The following is a 21,299-nucleotide window of genomic DNA, read 5'->3' on the forward strand; positions in this document are numbered from 1 at the left end:
CAGGTTGCATCGGCATCGGCGGCATCCGATTTGGAGCGCTGGACATAGGGCTTCACGTGCTGCGCCGGCATCAGCAGCACCTCGTGACCCAACGCGCGCAACTCCCGCGCCCAGTAATGAGCCGCGCCACAGGCCTCCATGCCAACCTTCAGTGGCGGGAGCCCCGCAAAGAAGGCGAGCACCTGATTGCGCCGCAGCTTCTTGCGCAATACAGGCTGTTCGGCTTCATTCACCCCATGCAACTGGAAAACGCTCTTTGACGTATCCATGCCAATGCGAATAAGTTTATCCACGGACGGTCTCCCTTGTTGAGATCTGCAACGACCTCATTCTGGCACATTGCGATGCCGTCGGGGGCCGTCCACCCCAACACCTACTGAAGTACGCTCCGCTCCGGTTCTCGAAAGCCGTCGTTCTCGACTCGGCCTGACCTGAATCTCAACACATCTTGCGCCGGTGCTATTCAGGTATTGGCGGCCTGGAAACTCAGACCCGTTCCACCGTCAGTTCCAGATCGGTGTCGGCAGCGGCGGTGACGCGCACCTGGGTGCCGGCGGGCAGATCCGGGCCGGAGACGCGCCACAGCGTGTCGCCGAGCTTGATGCGGCCGCGGCCGTCGCGGATCGGTTCGGCAAGCGTCGCCATCTTCCCGATCATCTGCGCACCACGGCGGTTGAGCAGCGGCTGGTCGCTCGGCTGGTCGCGTCCGCCCATGAGTTTCTTGCCGACAAAGGCTGAAACCAGTGACAGCACGAGGAATAGCAGCACCTGGACCTGCCATGTCCAGATGGCGGCATCCCAGATCAGCAGTGACACCGCGCCGATGACCAGGGCGGCGATGCCGATCCAAAGCATGAAGAAGCCCGGCGCGATGACCTCTACCACCAGCAGCACGAAGCCCAGGACCATCCAGTTCCACGGCCCGAGTTCAGAAACGATGCGATCGAGCATGGGAGTAACCTCCTACGATCTCAATTCTCGCTCGGGCGGACTACCGGCGGACGTGCCGCCTGCCGCTGCGCGCCGGTCGTGCCTTCGCTGCGGAACACTTCCTTGGCGATTTCGCCGATACCGCCAAGCGTGCCGATCAGCGACGAGGCTTCCAGCGGCATCAGCACGACCTTGCTGTTGGTGGCCGAACCGATCCTGGTCAGGGCCTCGGTGTATTTCTGGGCGACGAAGTAGTTAAGCGCCTGCACGTCGCCCTTGGAAATCGCTTCCGACACCACCTGGGTGGCGCGGGCTTCGGCTTCGGCGGAGCGTTCGCGCGCCTCGGCGTCGCGGAAGGCGGCTTCCTTGCGGCCCTCGGCTTCGAGGATCTGCGACTGCTTGAGGCCCTCGGCGGCCAGAATCTGCGCGCGCTTGTTGCGCTCGGCGGTCATCTGGCGGCCCATCGATTCGATCAGGTTGGCTGGCGGGTTGATGTCCTTGATCTCGACGCGGGTGATCTTGATGCCCCATGGGTGTGCCGCCTCGTCGACGACGCGCAGCAGGCGCTCGTTGATGGCGTCGCGGTTGGACAACAGCTCATCGAGGTCCATCGAACCCATGACGGTACGGATGTTGGTCATCGTCAGGTTGAGGATGGCGTTCTGCAGGCCGGCAACCTGATAGGCGGCCTGCGCCGCATTGAGGATCTGGTAGAAAGCAATGCCGTCGACACCGACGATGGCGTTGTCGCGGGTGATGATCTCCTGGCTCGGAACGTCGAGCACCTGCTCCATCATGTTCATCTTGGCGCCGATCCGGTCAACGAAGGGCGTGATGAGGTTGAGGCCGGGGCTCAGTGTCTTGGTATAACGACCAAAACGTTCGACGGTATAGTTGTATCCTTGCGGAATTGTCTTGATGCCCTTGAACAGCACCAGAACGACAAGCGCGACCAAAACAACGACCGCAATATCGAAACCACTGAAATCCATTTGGCTCTCCCTCAGAAGCAGGCCACGCAAGCCATTCCCGCACAGCCGGCTTCGCCAAAGACTTAAGTGTATTTCAGTAGCGTTACAATCAGGTGATGAGGGATTGTTTGCGGTTACACACTCAGTGGTTGAAGGCAAACAGGCTTGCATCCGTGTCTTCAAGCCCGTCGATCGATGCCGAGACGATCTCGGCAGCGATCCGCGAGAAGGTGATGCCGTTGCCGCCATATCCCAACACGGCATGGATGCGAGGATGCCCCGGAATGGCGCCGATATAGGGCAGCCCTGACGTCGTGTTGCCGAAGGAGCCGGTCCAGGAAAAATCGGGGCTGACGTCCAGATGCGGAAATATCAGGTTTAGTTTTGCGGCGATGCGTGCGCTCTTGTCGCCGATCAGGTCATCGCGCTGCGTCTCGTCGATGAAATCCTCGTCCTCGCCGCCGCATATGACCCGGCCATCGGCCGTTGCCCTGACGTAGAGATAGGGATCGGAAGCTTCCCAGATAAACGCCGCACCCGGCCAGAGCTTTCGCGGTTGCGGGCGGGTCGCGATCGCCCATGTCGATATGACCCGATGGGCGGCCGCCGGCACGATGTCGACCAGTTCGTAACCGGTGGCCAGGACAACGTGCCATGCCGTGATGGCGGGGCCGTCCCTCGTTGCCACGACCACCTCGTCGGCGCTGTCCTTGATCGCTGCCGCTTCGACCGGCGCATAGAGACGTGCCTTGCGCTCCCGAGCCCTGAGCAGCAACCCGGCCGTCAGCTTGCGCGGGTCGAGCGCGATATTGCCATGGCTGAGGATGGCGCCGCTGCGGTCGATGCCGAACGCCTCGGCGAGCGGCCGAGGGGTCAGATAGGTCGCGGCGATGCCGGCTCGCCGTCGCGCCTCGGCTTCCTCGCGCAATTCCGATGGGTCGAGCACGGTACCGGCCAGATAAAGCGATGCGGTGCGGCTCATGCCGCAGTTGATGCCGAGCTCATCGATGCGGGCGGCGAGATTGGAAATGGCCAGCCTCGAACGTCGCCAGGCCTGCCGTGCCTGGGCCTTGCCAATCATCCTCGACAGAACCGAAAGCGGCTGGTCGATTTCGAACTGCACCAGCGCCGTGGTTGCCGCTGTCGATCCTTTCAGCGGCCCACGCCGGTCGATGCAGATTACGGAGTGACCGTCCGCTGTCAGCGTCTCGGCCATCATGGCGCCGCTGATGCCCATGCCGATGATCAGCACATCGGTCTTGACGTCCCGAGTGAGACTGCCTGTCGGCACCGCGGGCGCGCGATAGGCGGACCAGACGGGCTGGCCGGTCCTGAGGTCGAGTTTGCGGAGCATCGAATTCTCCGGAGGCGCTGCTCAACGCCTCGGAGCTTGTGTTGTTCCGGTGTCAGGCCCAGCCTGACAGTTCGCGGCGTACCATCGCTTCGATCACCCCCATGCCCTCGGGGCTGTCGTTGAGGCATGGGATGTGGGCGAAGTTTTCGCCACCGGCATGATGGAAGGTCTCGGCTGCTTCCCGGCCGATCTCGTCCAGCGTCTCGATGCAGTCGACGGAAAAGCCGGGATTGACGATGGCGATCGATTTGACGCCGTCCTTGGCCAGTTTCTCCACCGTCTTGTCGGTATATGGCTGCAGCCATTCCTGCGCGCCGAAGCGCGACTGGAAGGTGGTGATCAGCTTGTTCTCGTCCCAGCCGAGTTTTTCGCGCAGCAGCCGTGTCGTCTCCAGGCAATGCGCCCGGTAGGGATCGCCCTTGTCGGAATAGGGTTTCGGGATGCCGTGGTAGGAGGTGATGACTACCTCCGGCTCGAAATCGAGCGTCGCCAGATGCCGTTCGATCGAACTGGCGAGCGCCTCGATGTAGACCGGCTCGACATAGTAGGGCGGCACGCTGCGGACGGCAGGTGCCGCGCGCATCTTCATCAGCGCCCGGAACAGCTGGTCGTTGGCGGTGGCGGTCGTCGTCGCCGAATATTGCGGATAGAGCGGGAATGAAAGGATGCGGTCGCAGCCTTGCGCCACCAGCCTTTCGGCGACGCTCGATGTCGAAGGGTTGCCGTAACGCATCGCCCAGTCGACGACGACATCGGGCAGGTCTCGTAGCGCCTCGGCCAGTTTTTCACCTTGTGCACGGGTGTAGGTGCGCAGCGGCGACTCGTTCTTCTCCCGGTTCCAGATCCGGGCATAGTTGGCGCCCGACTTCTTAGGTCGCCTGGTCAGCACCAGCCCATAGAGGATCGGATACCAGATCGCCTTGTTGAGCTCTATGACGCGCGGATCGGACAGGAATTCCCGGAGATACCGCCACATCGGCTTGAATTCGGTACCGTCGGGCGTGCCGAGATTGAGCAGCATGACGCCGACCTTGCCAGCCTTGGCCGGCGCGTATCCCGCCGTCGGGCCGACCGGCTTGATCGTCTTGGGGTCGACAACATTGGCAGGCGTCATAAGGGCTCTCCGGACACGGCGTGAAACTAGCGATGGCGCGCCGGTTTTCAATGCCGCGTCTGGCCGCACCATACCGCCTTTCCGGCCGGAAACAGAACACCCGCCAGGTTTCCCCGGCGGGTGTTTCTGCTGAAAGCGAAATGACGTTACTTCGCCGGGATGGTCAGGGTCGCGCCCGGCACAAGCCGATGCGGCCTTTGATCCTTGTTCGCCTCATAGATGAGTTTCCACTTGGTCGCGTCGCCATAGGCTTTCTTCGCCAGATCCCAGTAGGTATCGCCGGTAACGACGACATGGCTGCCTGTGGCCGGTGCGGCTTCAGCGGGCTTTGCCGGCTCGGCGGTCGCGGGTGCGGCCGGCGCGGGGGCGGCCGGCGCGGGGGCAGTCTCGGCAGGCTTTGCCGATTCGGCGGGCGCCGGAGCCGGCGGCTGAGGCGCGTTTTCCGTCGATATGGCTGGCGGTGTGTTGGCGATATCGCCTGAATTGGCAGGCAGTTCAGGCATCGCCGGCGCAGCTTCGGCGGGCTTTGCGGGTTCGGCAGGCTTTGCGGGTTCGGCAGGCTTGGCCGGCTCGGCGGCGGGAGCCGCCGCTGTCGTCGCGGCGATCTCGGTGATGCGGCCGTCGAGCTTCGGCGTATAGGGCCGGTGGGCGCCGAGATAATCGGCGACGACCTGTTCGAGGCCGGGGCCGTAATCATAGGCGTTCCTGGCCTTTTCGGCGAAGACCTTGTAGCCGTCGCCGCCCTGGCGGACATAGTTGTTGGTGGCGACGAGATAGTCCTTGTCGGGATTGATCGGCGTCCAGGCGCCGTTTTCCATCACCTCCACCGACTTCACACGGCCGGTATTGGGCGCGACCGACTTGTCGAAGGAATATTTGAGACCCGCCACCTGCGGGAAGCGGCCGGCACCGTCCTCGATCTGGCTGAGACCGCCTTCGAGCCCGGCGACCAGATCCTTGCCGGAAATCTGGAAGGTCGCCAGCGTGTTCTGGAACGGCAGCACGGTCAGCACCTCGCCCATGGTGACGGTGCCCTTGTCGATCGAGGCGCGCAGGCCACCACCGTTGGAGATGACGATCTCGACGCCCTGTCCCTTGACGCGGTCGAGGATGGCGTCGGAGACGAGGTTGCCCATCGCGCATTCCTTGGCGCGGCAACTCTCACGGCTGCCGTCGATGACGTCGGTGGTCTCGGCCACTTCCTTGTTCTTCAGGGCCTCGATCGGCGCGCCGAGCTCCTTGATGCGGGCGAGCACCGCGGGATCGGGCGTGATCGACTTGTCGAGATAGATCGGGTCGCCGCTCGCCGATTTGACGACGCCATTGTCGTCGAACACCACCTTGAACTCGCCGAGATATTTCGAATAGGACGCCGCCTGCACCACCGGCACCTTGTAGCCGTCCGGATTGTCGACCATCGTCGGGTAGGGGCCAGCCGCCTTCGGATCGGTGTTGGACAGAAGCGTGTGGCTGTGGCCACCGACCACGACATCGATGCCGGGGATCTTGGCAATGACATCGCGCTCCCTGTTATAGCCGATATGGGTCACGGCGATGATCTTGTTGACGCCTTCTCCCTTGAGCTTCTCGACCTCCGCCGTGATCGACTTGACGTCGTCCTCAATCGTGATGTTGGGGCCGGGCGAGGCGAGTTCGGGCGTGTCGTTGGTGACGGCGCCGATGATGCCGATCTTCTGGCCGCCGACCTCGACGACGATCGACGGCTTGACACGGTCGCCTAGCTTGGACTGCGCGTTGGCCTTGACGTTGGCACCGAGCACGGGGAACTTGATCATGTCGAGGAACGGCGCCAATGCCGCTTCGCCGTCGTCGAATTCATGGTTGCCGAGCGCCATGGCGTCGAACTTCATGTCGTTGAGGAACTCGCCTTCGGCCTTGCCCTTGTAGGTCGTGTAGAACAGCGAACCCTGGAAATTGTCGCCGGCGCTGAGTAGCAACACGTTCTGGCCTTCCAGCTTCTTGCGTTCCTGGGCGATGGCGGTGATCAGCCGGCCGGCGCCGCCGATGCATTCGCCCTTGGTCTCCTCCTCGGCAGAGCAGGTCGATTCATATTTGTTGTTGCCTTCGATGCGGCTGTGCCAGTCATTGATGTGCAGGATGTTCAGTGTGTAGTCGGCAAAGGATGCGCCGGCCGACAGGCCAAGTGTCGACGCGGAAAGGGCGGCAATGGCGGCAAGCTTCTTCATCTTCGTCTCCCGGTAGGCTGATCAGAGCCGTCTAACGCCCTTGCTTGACTGGGATATTACAGCCAGCGTTTCGATCATGTTCCCATCGCGTTCGGGCCGACGCAAGCGGAAATGCCGGTCGTATTTGCTGGCGCAAAACCCGGGGTATTTCCGGGCGCAAAAGGCGAGGGATTGCCGGCACAAAAACGGCGACCAAGCGGCCGCCGTCCTTTGTGACTGGAATGTTCGCCGGGTTCAGGTGCGTCGCGTCAGCACGAAATTCTGGCCGGCGGAACTGGTGCAGTTGAGCTGGCTGGTCGACACCATCAGGCAATTGAAGCTCACCGGGGTTTGGCGGATCAGCGAGGTGCCGTTGATCTGCACCGACGTGGCGCCTGTCATCGTGTAACTGCCATCGGCAAGCTTCTGTCCCGTATCCGTGGCGACGGTCGTGAAGGTGCCGCCGGTGAAGGTCGACAGGCCGGTGCCCTTGGCATCGATCCAGGAACCTTCGACGCCTTTCGGCGCGGCAGCCATCGGCGGCTGGTCGGGGCCGCTCGTGGCACAGGCAGCAAGCATCGAGGCGAGGGCACTCGCCATGCCCATCGAAAGAACTTTGCGCGCAATCGTCATATGAAATCCTCTCCAAACGCGTCGGTCCAAAAATCGGGTCGATTTCTGGAAGCGCGACGCGAACGTCCAAAGTGCTGGAATATGCTTTAGCGTCCGACGGACGCACATCGCCACCCCAGGCCGCACCCTTCAATCGCCCGATTTCCGGGCGATTGCAAGGCAATGGCGCATGGTCCGGGTGATGCTATCGGACGAGGATGTTGCGGAATTGCCACGGGTCGCTGCGGTCGAGGTCCTCCGGGAAGAGACCCGGGCGTCTGTCGAGCGGCGTCCAGTCGGTATAATAGCCCTTGACCGGTCCGAGATAGGGCGACTGCACGTCCAGGCACCGCTTGTAGTCCATCTCGTCGGCCTCGACGATGCCGGCGGCCGGATTTTCCAGCGCCCAGACCATGCCGGCCAAAACCGCCGAGGTGACCTGCATGCCGGTGGCGTTCTGATAGGGTGCCAGCGTGCGCGCCTCGGCGAGCGACAGCTGGGAACCGTACCAGTAGGCATTCTTGTCGTGGCCATAGAGCAGGACGCCGAGTTCGTCGACACCGTCGACCAGTTCGTTCTCGTCGAGCACGTGGTGTACCGGCTGCGGCTTGCCGGCGGCACCGAACATCTCGTCCAGCGACAGCATCGCATCGTTGCAGGGATGGTAGGCGTAGTGGCAGGTCGGGCGGTATTGAACCTTCCCCTTCTTGGAATGCACGGTGAAGAAATCGGCGATCGAGATAGCCTCGTTGTGCGTCACCAGCAGACCATATTGCGGTCCCGGCGTCGGGCACCAGGAGCGCACGCGGGTGTTGGCGCCGGGTTGCTCCAGGTAGATCGCGGCCTTGGAACCGTGCTTGTGCTTCTTGCCGTTCTTCGGCATCCAGGTCTCATGCGTGCCCCAGCCGAGCTCGGCCGGCTGCAATCCTTCCGAGATGAAGCCCTCGACCGACCAGGTGTTCCAGAACACATCCATGGGCTTGGGCTTCTTGGTGCGCTGGGTGTCGCGCTCGGCGATGTGGATGCCCTTGACGCCAGCCTTCTTCATGAGCTTGGCCCAGCCCTCGCGGTCTTCCTGCGCGGGCTCGGAGAACTCCATGCCTAGATCGGTGGCGAGATTGACCAGCGCCTGCTTGACGAACCAGGACACCATGCCGGGATTGGCACCGCAGGTGGAGACGGCGGTGGCGCCGCCCGGCTTGTCGTGCTTTTCCTTGAGCAGCGCCTCGCGCAACGCATAGTTGGTGCGGCTGGCATTGTCGGCCTTGGCGTCGAAATAGAAGCCAAGCCAGGGCTCGACGACGGTGTCGATGTAAAGCACGCCGAGCTTGCGGCAGAGCCGCATCAGGTCCACCGAGCCGGTGTCGACCGACAGGTTGACGCAAAAGCCCTGGCCACCACCATTGGTCAGCAGCGGCGTCAAAAGCTTTTTGTAATTCTTCTCGGTCACCGCTTCCTGGACGAAGGTGATGCCGCGCTCGTCGAGCAGCTTGCGATCGGTATCGCGCGGGTCGATGACCGTCATGCGCGACTTGTCGAACTTGAAATGGCGTTCGATGAGCGGCAGCGTTCCGTGTCCGATCGAACCAAAGCCGATCATCACCACGGGGCCGGTGATCTCACCGTAAACGGGCCAGTTTTCATTCGCCATTTTATCGAGCACTCCTTCAACTGCGTGCAAAAGCTGGGCAACTACGTGCAAAAGCCGAACAACCACGTGCAAAAGCCGGGCATTTTCGCCCAACGGCCATGCGCTACATCACAGATCATTGTCATAAACCAGCGAAAACCGCCAACCCGCGACTACGCGTCTTTGGCCATGTGGTTAAGGACAGCGGTCAGCCGATCGCGATCCGACGTCAGGCCCTTGTAGTCGAGTTGGGCGATGTCGAGCGCTTCGAGCTGAGCAGCGAAGGACGCCGCCAGCGTCGCCCGGTCCGGATGCCGCGCCAGCACGGCGAGCGGGTCGAGATGGATGCGGATGGTGAACAGGATATCGCGCGAGGCGGGCAGTTTGCGCAGCGTTTGACGCTCGACGCGGATGAAGGCGTGCGCCTTCACGTCACCATCGGGGAAACGCGTCGGCCGGCTGGTGGCGCGGTCGATGCGCTCGACATTGGACAACGGGTGGTAGAGCGCATCGCCTGATTGGATCGACCAGTTGTAACGTTCGACGGCCTGGCCCTGCAGGCCATCGAACATCCGGTTGATGAGATCGGCCGGTCTTGTGCCCGGGCCGAAGCCCGGCACCGGCTGATGGATCTGCTGCAGCGGCTTGCCGAATTTCTCGGTGAGCGACCAGGATGAGGGGAAGCACAGTGAACCCGCGGCCAGACGCCAGCCGTCTTCGCCCCGGCGCATGAGGATCAGGTCTTCCTGGACCAGCAGCGAGGCCGCGACCAAGGGAGCGCCGGCGAGGCTGGACGGGACTGCCGGATGGCTCGTCGCGCCCATGACCGCAACGCCCGCATCGCTGCGCCGGTGAGTGTCGGGAAATCTTTCCGGGAGGTAGGCGCCGAGCAAGTCGAGCACCTCTTGCTGGGCAGCGCGCGTGCCGTCCTCCTCGACGAAGACGCGCTCGGGGATTTCGTCATAGAGCCGGCGCTTCTCGGCGAGATAGGGCAGCAGGTGACCGTCCACCTCGATCCAGTTCACGGATTCCAGCGGCTTCAGACCGACGGTGAAGAGTTTCGACGAGCCGTCATAGGGCGTATGGGTGGGTTGCCGGAAACTCATGCCTCTTTGAACGAGCCCAAGCCGGCGGCGGTCATCCGCGCCGCGAATTCGGTGATGTCGTAGTCGGCGGCGCCCGCCTGGGCGAAAGGATCGGCTGCCAACCTGGCATCGAGCACTTCGCGGGGGCAGCGTGCGATGATGATGCCGCCGGTTCTTGGGCGCTTGGGCCCGGACGCAACGAAGATGCCTTCGGCGTAGCAGGCTTCCAGCCACTCGATATGGCCTGGCGCCAAGCGGTCGATCTCGGTGAGCGGCACCTTGTAGTTCAGCGACACGACGAACATTGTATTCTCCGGGCTTGGGTCACGACAGCCTGGCGGGGATCAGCCCGCGCAGCGAATTGCCGACGAACAGCGCCTTGGCGGATTTGAGGTCATCCAAGCTGTAGATCGCTTCATTGGCGCGGCCTTCATCCAGAAGCACGGCGCGCAATACGCCAGGCAGCAGGCCGCAATCGAGCCGTGGCGTCGCCAGGATGCCATCGCCGAAATCGGCGAAGACATTGGTGATCGTGCCTTCGCAGATCTCGCCGCGCTCATTGGCCAGCAGCACCTCGTCGGCCTGGGTGATGAGATATTCGGAGCGGGCATGGGTGTAGAGCTGCCGCCGGCTGGTCTTGTGGCGCAGCAGCATGTCGCTCGAATCGAGCCTCGTCCGTGCCAGCCGCAGCGCCCACACCTTGTCGGCGGCAAGGGGTTCATAGGGCTGCGCCGAGGCGTTGGCCTCGCCATTGCGCGACAGAGCGAGCCGCGTGCGCATGGCGATGGGTGATCGGTCGACCGCGCCGCTCAGGGCTTCGCCGACTTCTTGCGGATCATAGCTGAACCCCAGTTCCGCCGCCGAGCCATAAAGGCGCGCGAGATGGCGATCGAGTCGCAGGAAGCCCGAGGCGGGTTCCCAGCGCATGGTCTCGATCAGCTCGAAACCGGCGGCGTCCCCGTCGCGAAGCGGGCTTTGAGCAGACACTCCTGATACTCCTCTTGTGCGACCGAATCGAAGACGATGCCGCCGCCGACATTGTAGACGGCCTCGCCGCTGGCAAAGAGCGAGATGGTCCGGATCGCAACGGAAAAGCGCATCGTGCCGCCGGGTGCGATCCAGCCGATGGCGCCGCAATAGACGTCGCGGGGCGTGCCTTCCAGATCATGCAGGATCTCCATGGCGCGGATCTTCGGCGCGCCGGTGATCGAGCCGCAGGGAAACAGCGCCGCGAAAATCTGGCGTATGCCGAGGCCGGGCAGCAGCTTGGCCCTGACGTCGCTCACCATCTGATGGACGGTCGGATAGGTCTCGATGCGGAACAATTCCGGTACCTCCAGCGTGCCGACCTCGCTGATCAGCGATATGTCGTTGCGCAAGAGGTCGACGATCATCCGGTTCTCGGCCTGGTTCTTCTCGTCGTTGCGCAGGAAATTCTTCTGCCGTTCGTCCTCGTCGCCTGTTGTGCCGCGCGGTGCGGTACCCTTCATCGGATGCGTTTCGATCATCCCGGCGGCATCGATCTCGAAGAACAGTTCGGGCGAGCGCGACAGAACGATCGGGTCGCCGAGCGCGACCAGCGCGCCATATTTCACCGGCTGGCGTTCGGTCAGCGCGTCGAAGGCGCCGAGCGGATCGCCGGACCATTGCGCGTGCACCGGAAAAGTCAGGTTGCCCTGGTAGCAATCGCCTTGCCTGATGTGCTGGTGCAGCCGCGAGAACCGCTTCTGGTAATCCTCGAACGACCACGTCGCCCTTGCGTCGAATATCGGGCCGTTGGTGGGCGTGCTTCGCGGCGGCACCGCCTCTTTATGAGGGGCATCGAAGACCCCGAGGCAGACCAGCGGGGTCCGGCGCCTGCCCGGGAGCAGGGGAACGAGTTTCGGCTCCAGCAGGTAACCGGCCTCGTAGGAGAAATAACCAGCCAGCCATTTGCCGGCGTCGTGCGCGGCCTGCGCCGCTTGCAGCGCGGCCGGGAAGTCCTTGGCCTCATGCGCGACGATAATATCGGCCGGCCGCTCGAAAACGAGCTGGCGCGCGCTTTCGTCGTTGCGGAAAATTGCGGCGGGCAGGGACATGGGAACCGGGATCGATGTAGCCGACGATCGCTCTATATGGGGGGCCGGGCGCGCGCAATCGAGAGAGCGGCACCCTGTCCCTCAAAGCCGACCTTGGCCGGATCCAAGCTTGTCGGCAAAAAAGAAGCGGCGGCGCCAAGGCCGCCGCCGCTCACAAGGTCTCTGTGCCATCGTTCAGGTGTTGCTGGCGGTTCCGGCCGTCGGAAACTGCTTGGCGAATTCGGCCTCGTTGCCGACGGCGAGCAGCTTGGCCTGCTCGATCCAGCGTTCGCGCGCGATGCGGCCGTCGAAGTTCATCACATCCTCGATCCGCTTGATGTCGGTTGATGTCCAGGCGGCGATCTGGGCGAAGGTGGTGACGCCTTGCGCCTTGAGCAGCTTTTCGTTGACCGGGCCGATGCCAATCAGCCGGCGCAGATTGTCGGGCTTGCCCGACGCCGGTTTGGCTGCTGCCGTTGCGGCCTTCCTGGCGGCGGGCGCTGTCTTGGGAGCGGCCGAGGTCTTCGCTGGAGTTTTGGCCGCTGCGGGCTTCGGCGCCGCCTTTGCCGGGGCGGCCTTCGCCGCGGCCGGCTTGGCTGCAGCCGGAGTGGATTTGGCAGCGGCAGGCGTCGACATCACGGCTGCTGGTGCCGGACTTGACGCCTTTGCTCCGCCGGCGCCCGACGAGGCCTGCGCCTCACGCAACTGGCGCTCGAGGTCGGAGCGGGTCTTGCCGCATGCATTGAGTTCGCCGGTCAGGCGATCGCTGTCGGCGCGCAGCTTGTCGCGCTCGCCGCGGGTGCGATCGAGGTCGCCTCGAAGACCGTCGAGCTCACCACGCAAACGCCCCCAGATGAACCAGCCAACCAACACGCCTACCAGGAACGCCAGCAGCATGTAGAAAAAAGTGCCCATTATCTCTCTCCAGTCAGATCCGTCTGCCGCAGGGTCATGACCTTCGGCGATGGACTACTCGATGGTTCCGCAGATTCGCGAAACAGCCGGCTTCGGTTCGAGCTGTCGGCGATCGGCTTTGCCTGCCCATGGCCAACGGCCGTTGTCGCGTTCGCCTGAGCGCACGGCCGGCCGGGACTTTTCCTCGCCGATCCGCATGCGCTCCGGCTGAGCTTGAAGGGAAAGCTACCATAGAGCTTGCCGAAAGCTATGGGAAAACGTCCGTGGAGAGTTCTTCAAGAACAAATATTTAGGGCAAGAATAGCACGGTCCAAACATGCATTCGGGCTAAACTGTTCTTGCCGGGCGAGAGGCGTCTCAATCGTCCAGCGTTTCCAATTCGTCGATCAGGCCGCCGATCACGCCGAGCCCGATCTGCCAGAAGGCAGGGTCGGTGGCGTCGAGGCCGAAAGGCGCCAGAAGCTGCGAATGATGCTTGGTGCCACCGGCACGCAGCATCTCGAAATATTTGTCCTGAAAGCCGCGCTCGGCATTCTGGTAGACCGCATAGAGCGAGTTCACCAGGCAGTCGCCGAACGCATAGGCATAGACATAGAAGGGCGAGTGGATGAAATGAGGGATGTAGGTCCAGAACACCTCGTAGCCCTCGCGCAACTTGATCGCCGGTCCGAGGCTTTCGGCCTGCACTTCCAGCCAGAACTGGCCGAGCCTGTCGGAGGTCAGTTCGCCGTTGCGGCGCTCGGCATGAACCTTGCGCTCGAATTCATAGAAGGCGATCTGGCGCACCACCGTGTTGATCATGTCCTCGACCTTCTGGGCGAGCATGGCCTTGCGCTCGCGCCGGTCGGTGGTCCGCTCGAGCAGCGAACGGAAGGTCAGCATTTCGCCGAAGACGGATGCCGTCTCCGCCAGCGTCAGCGGCGTCGGGGCCATCAGTGCGCCCTGGCCGGCGGCCAGCACCTGATGCACGCCGTGCCCGAGTTCATGCGCCAGCGTCATCACGTCGCGCGGCTTGCCCATGTAGTTGAGCAGCACATAGGGGTGAACCGATGGTACGGTCGGGTGGGCAAAGGCACCCGGCGACTTGCCTGGGCGCACCGGCGCGTCGATCCAGTTGCGGTCGAAGAAGGTGCGCGCGATCTCGGCCATCTCGGGCGAGAAGCGGTGATAGGCCGACAGCACGGTGTTCCTGGCCTCGTCCCAGCCGATCACCGCCTGCGGCGTCTCCGGCAAGGGCGCGTTGCGGTCCCAGTGGTTCATCACCTCCATGCCGAGCCAGCGCGCCTTCATGGCATAGTAGCGGTGCGACAAGCGCGGATAGGCCTCGCGCACCGCGGAGGCGAGCGCATCGACCACGCCGCGCTCGACGCGGTTGGCGAGGTGGCGTGAATCGGCAATGTCCTCGAAGCCGCGCCAGCGGTCCGAAATTTCCTTATCCTTGGCCAGCGTGTTGGTGATCAGCGTGAAGGTGCGCAAATTCTTGCGGAAGGTCGTGGCCAGCGCCTCCGAGGCACGCCGGCGGACGTCGCCATCAGCATCCTGCAGACGGTTGAGGGCCGGCTCCAGCGTCAATTCCTCACCATCGATATCGAAGCGAAGATCGGTCATCGTCTCGTCGAACAAGCGGTTCCAGGCGCCGCGCCCGGTGATCGATTTTTCGTGGAAAAGCTGCTCGACGCGGTCCTCGAGCTGGTAGGGCTTGTCCATGCGCAGATCGAGCACCCACGGGCGGTAATGCCCGAAGGCGGGGTCGCCGGCCAGCGCGCCTTCGATCGCCGCATCCTCGATCAGGTTCAGTTCGAGCGCGAAGAACAGGAGATGCGCGCTGGCGTCGGTCATCTTCTCCTGGACGTCGCCATAGAGCTTGGCGCGCTGCGGATCGGCGGTGTTGCCGGCATAGACGAGGCCGGCATAGGAGACGATGCGGCCGATCAGTTCCTCGAGCGCCTCGTAGGCGGCAAGGGCCTCGCCCAGCCTGCCGGCACTGCCGCGCCCGGCCTCGGCGGCGAGCGTGCCTTTCCAGCGGGCCTCGAATGCGATGGCGTCGGCAGCCGCTTTGGCAATGTCGCGCTTCAGTTCCGGCGCGTCCATGCCGGCATAAAGGTCGGCGAGGTTCCATTCCGGCAGATCGCCAAGCCCGGCCGCGCCCTGACCGGACGCTGGCGCCGCAATCCGCCGATCAAACATCATGCGCATCGACATACCTTCTTTTTGGATCAAGAAACCGGCTTTTTGAATCGAGTGGCCGGCTTTGAATCAAGTGGCCGCAATTGGGAAGCCAGGATCAAGGGAATGGAGAAGCCGGTCAAATCCTAAGGAATTCGTTCACCGGGTTTTTTGAAACCTTATTTAGAACCCTGTGCCAAGATGATCCATGGGGATTTCGGGCGCGGGCAAACCAAGACAGTCATGACAGGTTCCATACTCATAGTCGATGACGATCCCGTGCAGCGCCGGCTGCTCGAGGCGGCGGTGACGCGGTTCGGCCATACCGCGATCGTCGCCGATGGCGGTGCTGCCGGCCTCGAAGTTCTCGACGGGCCTGGCGCCCGCGACGTCTCGGTTGTGATCCTCGACCTGGTCATGCCCGGTCTCGACGGCATCGGCGTGCTGAAGGCGATGCGCGAGCGCGACATCAGCGTGCCGGTCATCGTGCAGACCGCGCAGGGCGGTATCGAAACCGTGGTTTCGGCGATGCGCCACGGTGCTTTCGATTTCGTCGTCAAGCCGGCCTCGCCCGACAGGCTGCAGGCCTCGATTTCCAATGCGCTCAAGGTCGAAGCGGTCGAGGGTGAGGTCAAGCGCACGTCGCGCAAACGCGGCGGGCTGCTGACCTTTAGGGACATGATCACCCACAGTCCGGCCATGGACAGGGTGATACGCCTCGGCCAGAAAGCGGCGGCCTCCAACATCCCGATCCTGATCGAGGGTGAATCCGGCGTCGGCAAGGAACTGGTGGCGCGTGCCATCCAAGGTAGCGGCGACCGTCGCTCGAAACCGTTCGTCACGGTCAATTGCGGCGCCATCCCCGACAATCTGGTGGAGTCCATCCTGTTCGGCCACGAGAAAGGGTCGTTCACCGGCGCCACCGACAAGCACACCGGCAAATTCGTCGAGGCGCATTCCGGCACGCTGTTCCTTGACGAGATCGGCGACCTGCCGCTCGACGTGCAGGTCAAGCTGTTGCGCGCCGTCCAGGAGGGCGAGGTCGATCCCGTGGGCGGTCGCTCGACCGTCAAGGTCGACATCCGGCTGATTTCGGCGACGCATCGCAACCTCCTGCAGCAGGTCAAGGACGGCAAGTTCCGCGAGGATCTGTTCTACCGGCTGAACGTCTACCCGATCTTCGTGCCGCCGCTGCGCGACCGCCGCGACGACATTCCCCATCTGGTCACGCATTTCATGGAAAAGGTGGCGCCGGCCGACCCGCGCCATCGGCTGAAGGGCATTTCGGCGGCGGCGCTCGCGGTGCTGCAGGCCTATGACTGGCCCGGAAATATCCGGCAGCTCGAAAACGCCGTCTTCCGCGCCTCGGTGCTGTGCGAAGGCGATGTGCTGACCGCCGTCGATTTTCCGCAGATCCGGGCGCAGGTGGAAGGCACCGTCAATCTTGACGCGGACGACACGTTCGAAGCAGGCGCCGCCGCGCCGCCGCTGGCGCCGCGCGATGAGGACGTCGTGTCCGACGAGACCGCTCCCGTGCGCGAGCAGCCGGCCGGGGCGCAGCCCCGCTTCGGCATGCTGCGGGCACTCGACGAGCGCGGCAATGTGCGTGCGCTGGCCGATGTCGAACTCGAAATGATCAAGCTCGCCATCGATCATTACAATGGCCAGATGAGCGAGGTCGCCCGCCGGCTCGGCATCGGCCGCTCGACGCTTTACCGGAAGCTCAAGGAATACGGCATCGACCCGGAAACCGGCCGCGTCGATCGCCTCGCTTCCTGACGGCGCCCACCCGAGTGACAATCGCGCAAGACCGGGAACAGCTTGCTTTGCGATACTGCATCCCGATCAAGTATCGCAGCCGAACTGTGACGGCTGGAGGACGACTAAGGGGGCAGTGTTCACGCATTAAGGCTAACGGTAACAGATCGTGTTCGGCCAAAGCCGGAAAACATAATCTAAACCAGCGGTTTACCAAGAAACCCTGCGGACAATTTTTGACGGGATATTGCCACCGTGTTACCGCATTTCGGCTTCAATAAGCGATGATTAACCATTAGGATCGATATTCGGATGTGATAACGACACGTCCGTTTGGGCAAATCCGGGGACAAACGGCAGCCTGCAAGGCCTTTTGATTTGAACAGAATCGAACGACTCACAAACGGGCGGCACTATCATTTGAGCGTCTGGCCGAGATGGTTGGCGGCGGTGATTGTCGCGTTTGGTTTTGTCGCCGCGGCCGCCTCGGGCGCCCAGGCCGAAGTTCGTTCGCTGAAGCTCTACCACCTCCACACGCACGAGAAGGCGGAGATCGTCTACAAGCGCAATGGCCGCTACGTTCCCGAGGGCCTGAGGAAGATCAACATCATCCTGCGCGACTGGCGCCGCAACGAGCCGACCAAGATGGACCCGCGTCTGCTGGATCTGGTCTGGGAAGCGTATCGCGAAAGCGGCTCAACCGACTATATCCAGGTCGTCTGCGGCTACCGTTCGCCATCGACCAATTCGATGCTGCGCAGCCGCAGCCGCGGCGTCGCCGAGAAGAGCCAGCACATGCTTGGCAAGGCGATGGATTTCTATATTCCCGGCGTGCCGCTGAAGAAGCTGCGCAATATCGGCCTCAAGATGCAGGGCGGTGGCGTCGGCTATTACCCGGCCTCCGGTTCGCCATTCGTCCACATGGATGTCGGCAATGTGCGCCATTGGCCCGGCATCAGCCGCCAGGAACTGGTCAGCCTGTTCCCCAATGGCAAGACGCTGCATGTGCCGAGCGACGGCCGGCCGCTGCCTGGCTATGAACAGGCGCTGGCCTCCTATCAATCGCGCAAGGGTTCCGGCACTCCGAATATCGAAATGGCCAGCGCCGGCGGCAGCGGCAAGAAATCCGGCGGGTTCCTCTCTGCCTTGTTTGGCGGCGGTGGCGCCGACGAGGCCGACGACAGCGCCGACGTGGAGACCGCTTCGGCCGCACCTGCGCCCAAGGCTAGAAATCTGAAGCCGGCCCCGACCGCCAAGAGCAACCTGCCTGGTATCGCCATCGTGGCCCCGGAGAATGCCCAGCGCGCCGACATTCCTCAGCTTGCCGACGAGCAGGCTCCGGAGCCTGAGAAGAACACGCCGGAGACGATCATCGCGGCGCTGCCGGCCAAGGAAATCCCGTTGCCCGATTTCGCGCCGCGGCCGAAGGCCGATGTCGGCGCACAGCCTGAGAATGTTCCCTTCGCCATGGCGGATGCGACGGCCACCACCGAACAGGCAGTGGCGACCGCGCAGGCGCCGGCGAACATGCCTTTCGGCAAGTCCGATCCGGCAGCCATCGCGCAAGCCGCCGCCGCCGATCCGGCGCAGGTTGCCGTCAACAACATTCCCCTGCCGACATGGCGCCCCGAGCACTCGCTGCCGGCGGACCTCGCACCGCCGCCCAGCAAGGACGTGCTGATGGCGCTGGCCGAAACGGCTGACCAGGACAAGACCGCGACGGATGCGTTCTCCGTCCTGCCGACAGCGCGTCCCGAGCCGACCAAGCCCGACGCCGTCAAGGCCGTGCTCGACGAAGCCAATGCTCAGGTCGGCACCGCCGCCGAATATCAGGTGGCTTCGTTGTCCGAAGAGCCGCGTTCGGCCTTCAACGATCCGTCGGGTGTCGATGCGGCGTCGCCGCGCCAGGCTGTTGCCGCCCGTCCTGCCGGTTCCGATCCGGTCGCCGCGATCGGCGCCGGCGTGAAAACGACCCGCAAGGAGGCCAGGGCCACCGCCCGCGATCAGAAACCCGGCCCCAGGGCCGTGGTGGTTGCCGCGGCGCCGCAGGCCGCCCGCTGGGCACTGACCAGCGGCGAGAACGTCGCTACCGTTTCGAGCGCGACGACCGCGCCGGGCTACGCCTACAACATCGTGCATACGCCACCGAGCGAGGTCTATACGGCCGGCTTCCAGCCGAGCAACCAGATGGCCGACGCCAGCCGCTTCACCGGCAATGCCGTCAAGTTCCTGTCGGTCGCCCGCTTCCAGACGAAGTAACGAACAGGCCACAATATTGCTGAAGCCGCGCCGGGCGACCCGCGCGGCTTTTTGCTGTCCGAGGCACGATGCATCGGCGATGGATCACGTGCTGCTGAACTCCTCGTGAAGCCGGAACCGCTTCCTCGTTTCCCAGTTGGTGTGGGTACGTTCCAACCTGAGGAAATTCATGAAGAAGATACTATTGGCATCGGTTCTGGCAGTGGCGGCAGCATCGGCCGCGATCGGCCCATCGCAAGCTGAAACTCTGATCGTCAAGCATGGTAGGCATCACTGCAGGACCAAGGTGGTCACGCATTGGCAGCACCATCACAGGGTGGTCGAGAGGGTCAGGGTCTGCAACTGACCTGTGCTTGAGAAGAAAGCAATGCGGCCCGGTTGGCGAAAGTCGGCCGGGCTCTTTCGTGCCGAGCCGACAGGCGTTATCGCTGAAGCTTGCTCGCGGCCCGCGCGAGCGCTTCGATCTCGTCCCACTTGCCGGCCTTGACCATGTCGTCGGGCGCCACCCACGAGCCGCCGACGCAGACGACATTGGACAGGCTGAGATAGTCGGCAGCGTTCTTGCCGGTGATGCCGCCGGTCGGGCAGAATTTGACGTCGGCCAGCGGCGAGGCGAAGGCCTTCAGCGAAGCGATGCCGCCGGACTGTTCGGCCGGGAAGAATTTCAGGAAGCGCAGGCCGGCTTCGCGCGCGGCCATGATCTCGCCGGGCGTGATCGCGCCGGGCAGCAGCGGGACCTCGCTGTCGGCGGCGGCAGCCAGAAGCTCACGGGTGATGCCGGGGCTGACGATGAAGCGCGACCCGGCGCCGGCCGCCTCGTCGAACTGCTTGCTGTCAAGAATGGTGCCGGCGCCGACGATGGCCTCCTCGACCTCGCCCGCCACACGACGGATCGCTTCGAGCGCATCCGCTGTCCTGAGCGTAATCTCGATCGCCGGCAAGCCGCCGCGCGCCAGAGCACGGGCCAGCGGCACCGCATCGGCGACGTTGGCGATCTTCAACACCGGAATGACTGGCTGGCCATTGAGGAGCGACAGGAGTTTCTCGGTCTTGCTGGGCATCTGTCTCTCCTTGTCGGGCCGCATCGAAGGGTATTTCAACCGATTAGCAGACGGGTATTGCCCTGTCCACGAAACCGGTCGCGGCGCGATGTCACGCGCTGCCATCAAGCTTAAAGGTTCTTTCTCGACAAGGCCATGACAGGCAGCCCGACCCGTTTCGCCTTGAATCGGCTTCCACGAGCGTCTAGTTGCTCAGGCAATGACAACACCGCCCGCGCCATCCCAGCCAGTTCGCGTCGCCGCGCTCTACCGTTTTGCCCGGCTCGACGCCTTCGAGGCGTTGCGCGCGCCGCTTGCGGCCTTCTGCTGCGGCCGCGGCATCAAGGGTACGCTGCTCCTGGCTCACGAGGGCATCAACGGAACCGTAGCCGGCAGCGAGGAAGCGATCGCCGCGCTGATCGAACATATCCAAGCCATCGACGGACTGGCGGGCCTCGAGGTCAAGTACAGCAGTGCCGCGGCCATGCCGTTCCACCGCATGAAGGTGCGGCTGAAGCGCGAGATCGTCACCATGGGCGTCGAGACTATCGACCCGGCGGCAAGCGCGGGCACCTATGTCGAACCGGGCGACTGGAATGCGCTGATCTCGCAACCCGACACGATCGTCATCGATACGCGCAACGCCTATGAGGTCTCGATCGGCACCTTCAAGGGCGCCGTCGATCCGGCGACGGCGAGCTTTCGCGAGTTCCCGGCCTGGGTGGAAGCGCATCGGGCGGATCTCGAAGGCCGCAAGGTGGCGATGTTCTGCACCGGCGGCATACGCTGCGAAAAGGCGACCGCCTATGTGAAGTCGCTCGGCTTCGAGGACGTGTTCCACCTCAGGGGCGGCATTCTCAAATACCTCGAGGAGGTTCCATCCGAACAGAGCCTCTGGCAAGGCGAATGCTTCGTCTTCGACGAGCGGGTTTCGGTGTCGCAAGGCCTCGCGGAGGGCGCAGCGGAATTGTGCCGCGCGTGCCGCCATCCGCTGACGGAGAGCGACCTGATGTCGCCGAAATATGCCGCCGGGGTTTCGTGCCCGCATTGCTTCGACGCCCGCTCGGATGAGGACCGCAAGCGCTACGCAGAGCGCCAGCGGCAGGTCGAGCTCGCGCAAGCCCGGGGCAGGGGACCGCATATCGGATCCTGATCGAGGCGCCGGGGCCGGGCAAACCGGGGCCGCCTGTCATTGCAATGTCAAGCTTCGGGACCTACGTCT

18 protein-coding genes and 1 pseudogene are annotated in these 21,299 nt (G+C 63.6%); 4 read left to right on the forward strand and 15 right to left on the reverse strand.

The window, feature by feature from the left end; genetic code table 11:
• The 14 genes and pseudogenes from LB543_RS19700 to LB543_RS19765 form a co-directional block, all read right to left on the reverse strand.
• Positions 1-293, reverse strand: a pseudogene (locus tag LB543_RS19700) (IS110 family transposase); the annotation flags it as partial.
• A 193-nt stretch (positions 294-486) separates the two neighbouring features.
• Entirely contained in the window at positions 487-951 is a 465-nt protein-coding gene (locus LB543_RS19705) for an NfeD family protein (RefSeq protein ID WP_140810577.1), read from the reverse strand.
• 20 nt (positions 952-971) lie between these two features.
• The gene (locus tag LB543_RS19710; protein ID WP_127278883.1) at positions 972-1,922 is read right to left on the reverse strand and encodes an SPFH domain-containing protein; all 951 of its coding nucleotides are present in this window, start codon (positions 1,920-1,922) and stop codon (positions 972-974) included.
• Positions 1,923-2,043: 121 nt separating this feature from the next.
• Complete coding sequence (locus LB543_RS19715) at positions 2,044-3,255, reverse strand: NAD(P)/FAD-dependent oxidoreductase (RefSeq protein WP_224615261.1); 1,212 nt, start codon at positions 3,253-3,255, stop codon at positions 2,044-2,046.
• Positions 3,256-3,307: 52 nt separating this feature from the next.
• A complete protein-coding gene (gene hemH, locus LB543_RS19720) occupies positions 3,308-4,369 on the reverse strand; it encodes a ferrochelatase (protein ID WP_224615262.1) in 1,062 nt (353 codons plus the stop codon).
• 146 nt (positions 4,370-4,515) lie between these two features.
• Positions 4,516-6,576: a bifunctional metallophosphatase/5'-nucleotidase gene (locus LB543_RS19725; RefSeq protein ID WP_224615263.1), complete on the reverse strand. Its 2,061-nt coding sequence runs from the start codon at positions 6,574-6,576 to the stop codon at positions 4,516-4,518.
• A 234-nt stretch (positions 6,577-6,810) separates the two neighbouring features.
• Positions 6,811-7,188, reverse strand: a complete 378-nt coding sequence (locus LB543_RS19730) for a hypothetical protein (RefSeq protein WP_224615264.1) — start codon at positions 7,186-7,188, stop codon at positions 6,811-6,813.
• 184 nt (positions 7,189-7,372) lie between these two features.
• Positions 7,373-8,818 carry a homospermidine synthase gene (locus LB543_RS19735; protein WP_224615265.1) on the reverse strand — a complete coding sequence of 482 codons (1,446 nt, stop codon included), beginning with the start codon at positions 8,816-8,818 and terminating at the stop codon, positions 7,373-7,375.
• A 152-nt stretch (positions 8,819-8,970) separates the two neighbouring features.
• Entirely contained in the window at positions 8,971-9,903 is a 933-nt protein-coding gene (locus LB543_RS19740) for a heme-dependent oxidative N-demethylase family protein (RefSeq protein ID WP_140756019.1), read from the reverse strand.
• Complete coding sequence (locus LB543_RS19745) at positions 9,900-10,187, reverse strand: YciI family protein (RefSeq protein ID WP_140756017.1); 288 nt, start codon at positions 10,185-10,187, stop codon at positions 9,900-9,902. The genes LB543_RS19740 and LB543_RS19745 overlap by 4 nt, the downstream gene beginning before the upstream one ends.
• Before the next feature lie 19 nt (positions 10,188-10,206).
• Positions 10,207-10,869, reverse strand: coding sequence for an aminotransferase class IV family protein (locus LB543_RS19750; RefSeq protein WP_140756015.1), 663 nt, complete (start codon positions 10,867-10,869; stop codon positions 10,207-10,209).
• Positions 10,818-11,972, reverse strand: coding sequence for an aminodeoxychorismate synthase component I (locus tag LB543_RS19755; protein WP_411908771.1), 1,155 nt, complete (start codon positions 11,970-11,972; stop codon positions 10,818-10,820). Before LB543_RS19755 ends, LB543_RS19750 begins: the two co-directional genes overlap by 52 nt.
• Positions 11,973-12,134: 162 nt before the next feature.
• Positions 12,135-12,854, reverse strand: a complete 720-nt coding sequence (locus LB543_RS19760; protein ID WP_140810566.1) for a proton-conducting membrane transporter — start codon at positions 12,852-12,854, stop codon at positions 12,135-12,137.
• A gap of 357 nt (positions 12,855-13,211) precedes the next feature.
• Positions 13,212-15,050, reverse strand: coding sequence for a M3 family oligoendopeptidase (locus tag LB543_RS19765; protein ID WP_224615266.1), 1,839 nt, complete (start codon positions 15,048-15,050; stop codon positions 13,212-13,214).
• A gap of 213 nt (positions 15,051-15,263) precedes the next feature.
• Here LB543_RS19765 and LB543_RS19770 point away from each other — a divergent pair, with 213 nt between their 5' ends.
• From LB543_RS19770 to LB543_RS19780, 3 genes are all read left to right on the forward strand, one after another.
• Entirely contained in the window at positions 15,264-16,799 is a 1,536-nt protein-coding gene (locus tag LB543_RS19770; protein WP_224615267.1) for a sigma-54-dependent transcriptional regulator, read from the forward strand.
• Between the two features lie 399 nt (positions 16,800-17,198).
• Positions 17,199-19,037, forward strand: coding sequence for a DUF882 domain-containing protein (locus LB543_RS19775; RefSeq protein WP_263498765.1), 1,839 nt, complete (start codon positions 17,199-17,201; stop codon positions 19,035-19,037).
• A 169-nt stretch (positions 19,038-19,206) separates the two neighbouring features.
• A complete protein-coding gene (locus tag LB543_RS19780) occupies positions 19,207-19,383 on the forward strand; it encodes a hypothetical protein (RefSeq protein WP_140810563.1) in 177 nt (58 codons plus the stop codon).
• A 76-nt stretch (positions 19,384-19,459) separates the two neighbouring features.
• On the opposite strand, the gene LB543_RS19785 is transcribed toward LB543_RS19780, so the two are convergent.
• The gene (locus LB543_RS19785; protein WP_224615269.1) at positions 19,460-20,098 is read right to left on the reverse strand and encodes a 2-dehydro-3-deoxy-phosphogluconate aldolase; all 639 of its coding nucleotides are present in this window, start codon (positions 20,096-20,098) and stop codon (positions 19,460-19,462) included.
• Between the two features lie 199 nt (positions 20,099-20,297).
• On the opposite strand from LB543_RS19785, the gene LB543_RS19790 reads away from it, so the two are divergent.
• Entirely contained in the window at positions 20,298-21,230 is a 933-nt protein-coding gene (locus LB543_RS19790) for a rhodanese-related sulfurtransferase (protein WP_140756003.1), read from the forward strand.
• The last annotated feature ends 69 nt before the right edge of the window (positions 21,231-21,299 follow it).

Origin of the sequence: Mesorhizobium sp. ESP7-2 (assembly GCF_020164715.1) — a bacterium.
Taxonomy (GTDB): domain Bacteria; phylum Pseudomonadota; class Alphaproteobacteria; order Rhizobiales; family Rhizobiaceae; genus Mesorhizobium.